Below are 5,751 nucleotides of genomic sequence, written 5' to 3' on the forward strand. Positions count from 1 at the left end.
GATGGTACCGACGTTATCGGGCTAAACATATAGTTGCCAACGACAACTATGCTCCGGTTGCAGTGGCTGCCTAAGGCAGTCTGAGCACCGAAATCAAAGTCCTTGGGCTTAGCCGCTCAAGGCGGGGTTCGCCGGCACCTGGCAACAGAAGCCGGCACTTTAACACTTTCCCGGTTTCCATCTCCCCGTCGATGCGGCGCGTCTGGCTTTGCCACTTGCGCCGGGCTATGTTAGGCGCAAGCCAACCATGCCGGAATCGAGAATGCCTGAAGACCTGATGCGCTATGACCTGCTGGCCCAGAACGCCCTGAAAGGAGTGGTTCGGGAGGCTTTGCGCGTGGCTGAAAACTCGGGACTGCCCGGAGAGCATCATTTCTACGTGGCCTTCCTCACCCGCCACCCGGGCGTGCAGATCTCTCAGAAACTGGCAGAGCGTTATCCGCGTGAAATGACTATCGTTCTCCAGCATCAGTTCTGGAACCTGCGCGTACTCGAGGACCGTTTCGAAGTCGAGTTGTCGTTCGACAATGTGCCTGAACATCTCGTCGTGCCATTCGACGCCGTAAAGGGTTTCATGGATCCTGCCGTGCAGTTCGGGTTACAGTTTGAGGTGCAATCCCCCATCCGTCCGCGCGAGGTTGACACCGCAGTTGTCACCCCTGCCACCAGCGAAGCAAAACCGGCCGACATTCCCGCTGCTGGCGAGGCCCCAAAGGTCGTCTCGCTCGATCAATTCCGGAAGAAATGAGCTTCGAAATGATCAAGCGTGCGCTTCTTGCAGCTGTGCTGATGCTCGCCCCCATCTCAGTTGTATCCGCTCAGCAGACGAGCGACACCCGCGCGCTGGCTGCACTCAGCGAAAAGGAGTTGATGAAACTGCCCGCCAAGACTGTCTTCAGCGCACAGGCAAAGCCAACGCAGAGCCTCAAGCCCCGCGCCATCGGCTTCTATTCTCGCGGCTGCATGTCAGGCGGCAAGGCGTTGCCGGTTGACGGCGAGGCATGGCAGGTCATCAGGCTCTCGCGCAACCGCTACTGGGGACAACCTCAACTCGTGGCCCTCGTCGAGAAACTGGCCCGGGAGGCAAAAGAACAGGATGGCTGGAACGGTCTGCTCGTCGGTGACCTGTCGCAACCACGCGGCGGACCCATGCCGTCTGGCCATGCGAGCCATCAGGTCGGCCTCGACGCCGATATCTGGCTCACCCAGATGCCCAAGCGCAGGCTCGACGGCAAGGAACGCGAAAACGTCAAGCCGACGATTGTGGTGAAGGATCGCAAGTCGATCGACCCAGACGTCTGGACCACGGCGCACGCGCGGCTGATCAAGCGTGCTGCATCCTATCCGGAGGTGGCGCGGATCTTCGTTCATCCGCCGATCAAGGCCGAACTCTGCAAATGGGCAAAAGGCCAGGGCAACTGGCTTGCAAAGATCCGTCCCTATTACGGCCATAACTACCACTTCCATATTCGCCTTCGGTGCCCCGCAGACGACCCCAACTGTAAGAACCAGCCAGAAGCCCGGCCCAAGGATGGCACGGGCTGCGGCGAAGAGCTTGCCTACTGGCTTGGAAACGCGCCCTGGAAGCGCATCGAAAAACCACCCCCAAGCAAAAAGCCAGCCAAACCCGTCAAACCCCCTCCGCCCTTGACAGTGGCAGGACTTCCTGCTGAATGCCGCGCCGTCGTGACGGCCGAATAGCCGCCGAGCAACAGAGACTGGGAGCAGCGCCCCGGGCGCCCGTCCATGCAAGCTGATACTGCCGTTCCGAATGGCTCGTCCAAGACGACCTTCAAGCTGGCTTTCGCCTCGATCGGCGTGGTGTTCGGCGATATTGGCACGAGTCCTCTCTACGCCATGCGCGAGGCACTCCATCCGGTGGTCGAAAACGGCGGGGACCTACGTGCTGCGGTGCTCGGCGTTGCCTCGCTTCTGATCTGGGCGCTCATCCTCATCGTCACACTCAAGTATGTCGTGTTCCTCATGCGGGCCGACAACCGTGGCGAGGGCGGGATCCTGTCGCTTGTAGTTCTGGTTGAAACCCTGTTTCACAAGAAGGGTGGCTTTGTCCTTGCGCTGGGCATGATTGGAGCCGCCTTCTTTTTCGGCGACGCGATGATCACCCCTGCCATGTCGGTGCTTTCGGCTGTCGAAGGTCTCAAGGTCGTCAACGAGGGTTTCGATCCCTTCGTCGTGCCGCTTACGCTTGCCATCCTCATCAGTCTTTTTCTTTTCCAGTACAAAGGCACCGCCGGAGTGGCCTCATTGTTTGCCCCGGTGACGGCTATCTGGTTTGCCACTCTCGGTATCATGGGCCTCTCGCATATCAGCGATGACCTCGGCATCTTCCATGCCTTCAACCCAGTCTACGGCTTTGCCATGCTGATTGAGCAGCCAGGGCTTGCCCTGCTGGTGTTCGGCGGCGTGTTCCTTGCCGTCACCGGGGGTGAGGCGCTCTATGCCGACATGGGACACTTCGGTGCCAAACCGATCCGCCTGGCATGGCTCATGGTGGTGTTTCCCGGCCTGATCCTCAACTATCTTGGCCAGGGCGCCTTCATCATTTCGCACCCACAAGCGGTCAGCAATCCGTTCTTCCTGATGGTCGAGGGCTGGCTGGTCATCCCGTTGGTGCTGCTGGCAACGGCAGTCACCGTCATCGCCTCTCAGGCAGTCATCACCGGCGCCTTTTCCATCGCCCAGCAGGCCATGGCACTCGGCCTGTTTCCCCGCATGGGGATCACCCACACCAGCGAAACTGCCCATGGCCAGATCTATGTGGGCCAGATCAACTGGTTGTTGCTGGTGGGCGTCATCATACTCGTGCTCGTCTTCCAGTCCTCGAGCAATCTCGCAGCCGCCTACGGCATAGCGGTGAACACCTCGATGGTCGTCGACACGATCCTGGCAATGATTTTCTTCTGGAAATCACGCAACCTGCCCCGAATTATCGTTCTGCCGGCCCTCGTGCTGATCTTCGCCATCGAAGCAACCTTCCTCGCCGCCAACGGGCTCAAGCTCAATGACGGGGGCTACATGCCAGTTCTGCTCGGCTCCAGCATCATCCTGCTGATGGTCACCTGGATGCGCGGCCGCCGGGCGCTGACCGACAAGCTGAGGAAAGAGTCGGTTGAACTCGTGCCGCTGCTCGAAAGCCTTGAGCGTCGCCAGCCCACGCGGGTGGCAGGCGCTGCCGTCTTTCTGCAGACAGATCCGCTCTACGCACCAAGTGCTCTGATGCATAACCTGAAACACAACCGCGTGCTGCATGACCGGTTGGTGTTCATCACCGCAGAGACAACCAGCGAACCGCGCATCGAAACCGAGGAGCGCGTCTCGGTGAAACGTCTGCCGCTTGGCGCCTGGCTGGTGGAGGCTCGCTTCGGCTACATGGAGCAGCCGGATGTGCCCAAGGCGTTGCGAGCATGCGCGCCGTTCGGACTCGAGATCGACCCGCGTCAGGCGTCTTATTTTCTCGGCCGCCGGGTGATCCGCATGTCGGCGCGGTCCTCCCTGCCCTATTGGCAGCAGCGCATCTTCATCATGATGGCCAACCAGTCGTCGCGAGCCATCGAGTTCTTCCGCATTCCACCTGACCGGGTTGTCGAGCTGGGAATGCAGATGAGCATCTGATCAACCGAGAAGTTTCCAGCCATGACCCTGCTCGCACCTTTTTCAACACCAGGCCGCTTCTGGCGCGGCAACCTGCACACGCATTCTAATCTCTCAGATGGCGCACTTGAACCGGCTGCAGTGATCGAGGCCTACAAGAAGGCCGGCTACGACTTCATGCAGTTGTCGGAACATTTCATCGAGCATTTTGACTTTCCGATCGCGGATACACGCGCCTTCCGCTCCAACAGCTTCACCACGCTTCTGGGAGCAGAACTGCACGCACCCGAGACAAGCGTCGGAGAACTCTGGCACATCGTCGCTGCTGGCCTGCCGCTTGACTTTCCGCGCAACCATCGGGGCGAGACCGGCGCCGCGGTTGCGCAGCGCGCCCGCGAGGCCGGCGCCTTCATCGGAATCGCTCATCCTGCATGGTCGCAGCTCACGCTGGAGGACGGGATGACCATCGCTTCTGCCCATGCAGTTGAGATCTACAATCATGGCTGTGCCATAGAAAACGACCGTGGCGATGGCTGGTATCTGCTTGATCAGATGCTGACCGGCGGCAAGCGCCTCTCTGCATTTGCCACAGATGACGCCCACTTCAAAACGCCGGACCACTTCGGAGGCTGGGTCCACGTCAAGGCTCAAAGCCTCGATCCAGACGCCCTGCTCACTGCGCTCAAGCTGGGCCAGTATTATTCCAGCATGGGACCGCAAATCCACGCCATTGACCTGACCGGCCGTGATATCTCGATTTCCTGCTCACCGGCCGATACGATAACCGTGATCTGCGGCAACTCGCGCTCGGCCGTGCGCAACGGCCGCGCCATCACGGAGGCCAGTTTCGACCTTCGCAAGCTCGAGCAAGGCTGGCTCATGCGACGGCCAAGCCCATGGTTCCGGGTGGTGGTGATCGATCAGGCGGGCTGCCGTGCATGGAGCAATCCCATCTGGTGGGACGAGCTCGCCTAGGTGCCATTCGAGTGCCGCTCTGGCTTGTCATCTGCTCACTCGGGGTCACTCAGATCATCGGCTGGGGCACAACCTATTACGCGCTCGGGGCCTTGTCCCAGGACATTGCGGCAGCCACGGGTTGGTCGCAGACCCTGATCTTCGGGGCGTTCTCGGTGTCACTGCTGCTGAGCGGACTGATTTCACATTGGACTGGCCGCCTGACCGACCGCATCGGCGGACGGCCGGTGATGATCGCCGGATCCGTTCTCGCAGCAGCGGGGCTTGCCGTCATCGGGTCGGTTCCCAGGCCGGAGACCTACGTTGCAGGCTGGCTCCTGCTGGGATTTGCCATGCGCTTTGCCACCTATGATGCTGCCTTTGCCAGTCTCACACAGATTATTGGCTTCGGTGCAAGGCGGGCCATATCGTATCTGACTTTGTTCGGCGGATTGGCTTCCACCGTCTTCTGGCCGCTCAGCCACTTCCTGTCACTCTCGATTGGCTGGTCCGACACGTTTCTGGTCTTCGCGGCCCTCCATCTGTTCATCTGCCTTCCAATCCACTGGGTCATGTTACGTGGCGCAAGCGGGGATTCACATGGCGACCCGGCTGCCCATGACGCTCCATTTCAGAAGCCAGGCCAACGAAAGCGACAGGTCATACTGCTGTTCGCGGCCGCCGTAGCCCTCAATGGACTGGTTTTCTCGGCCATCTCCGCACACGTCGTTCCACTGTTCGACAGGCTGGGATTTCAGGGGGAGGCTGCTGTCGTCCTCGCGGCGCTGATCGGCCCATCTCAAGTAGCCGCCCGACTGGGTGACATCCTGCTTGGCCGACATTTGAGCCCGCTGGCGCTTGGACTTACCGCCTTCGGATTGCTCCCTGCAGCCATTGGCATGTTTGCCCTACTGCAATTCTCCTGGGCCGGAGCACTCACCTTTGCCCTGCTTTATGGCGCATCAAACGGTCTTGTCACGATTGCCAAGGGCGCCGTTCCCCTGATGTTGTTTGGGCCACGCGGCTATGGCGAAATACTGGGGCTCGTGGCTGCGCCGAACCTTATACTCAATGCCGCAGCGCCACTGCTCATGGCGCTTCTGCTTGATGTGGCTACGCCCGAGACGTCGCTGCTCGCAGCTGGTGTGGCGGCACTGGGGTCGTGCCTGTGCATGCTCGCCCTCT

General features: G+C 60.4%; 5 protein-coding genes and 1 other RNA gene. All 6 read left to right on the forward strand.

What is annotated here, in order from left to right; translation table 11 throughout:
- Positions 1-159: a transfer-messenger RNA gene (ssrA, locus tag ACILRN_RS15370) on the forward strand; the annotation flags it as partial.
- A gap of 103 nt (positions 160-262) precedes the next feature.
- Positions 263-748 (forward strand): SspB family protein, encoded by a 486-nt coding sequence (locus ACILRN_RS15375; RefSeq protein ID WP_395689765.1) that lies wholly within the window; start codon positions 263-265, stop codon positions 746-748.
- An 8-nt stretch (positions 749-756) separates the two neighbouring features.
- Positions 757-1,701, forward strand: coding sequence for a penicillin-insensitive murein endopeptidase (gene mepA, locus ACILRN_RS15380; RefSeq protein ID WP_395689767.1), 945 nt, complete (start codon positions 757-759; stop codon positions 1,699-1,701).
- A gap of 45 nt (positions 1,702-1,746) precedes the next feature.
- Positions 1,747-3,633, forward strand: a complete 1,887-nt coding sequence (locus ACILRN_RS15385; RefSeq protein WP_395689769.1) for a potassium transporter Kup — start codon at positions 1,747-1,749, stop codon at positions 3,631-3,633.
- 21 nt (positions 3,634-3,654) lie between these two features.
- Entirely contained in the window at positions 3,655-4,587 is a 933-nt protein-coding gene (locus tag ACILRN_RS15390; protein ID WP_395689771.1) for a CehA/McbA family metallohydrolase, read from the forward strand.
- 11 nt (positions 4,588-4,598) lie between these two features.
- Positions 4,599-5,751, forward strand: a 1,153-nt coding sequence (locus ACILRN_RS15395) for an MFS transporter (protein ID WP_395689773.1), incomplete at its 3' end; no start/stop codon positions are given.

Source organism: Aestuariivirga sp. (genome assembly GCF_044238155.1).
Classification (GTDB): Bacteria; Pseudomonadota; Alphaproteobacteria; order Rhizobiales; family Aestuariivirgaceae; genus Aestuariivirga.

Excerpts from the sequence above, each read along its gene's own strand:
- ACILRN_RS15375 (WP_395689765.1), top strand. The coding sequence starts at position 263 with ATGCCTGAAGACCTGATGCGCTATGACCTGCTGGCCCAGAACGCCCTG.
- mepA (WP_395689767.1), top strand. The coding sequence starts at position 757 with ATGATCAAGCGTGCGCTTCTTGCAGCTGTGCTGATGCTCGCCCCCATC.
- ACILRN_RS15385 (WP_395689769.1), top strand. The coding sequence starts at position 1,747 with ATGCAAGCTGATACTGCCGTTCCGAATGGCTCGTCCAAGACGACCTTC.
- ACILRN_RS15390 (WP_395689771.1), top strand. The coding sequence starts at position 3,655 with ATGACCCTGCTCGCACCTTTTTCAACACCAGGCCGCTTCTGGCGCGGC.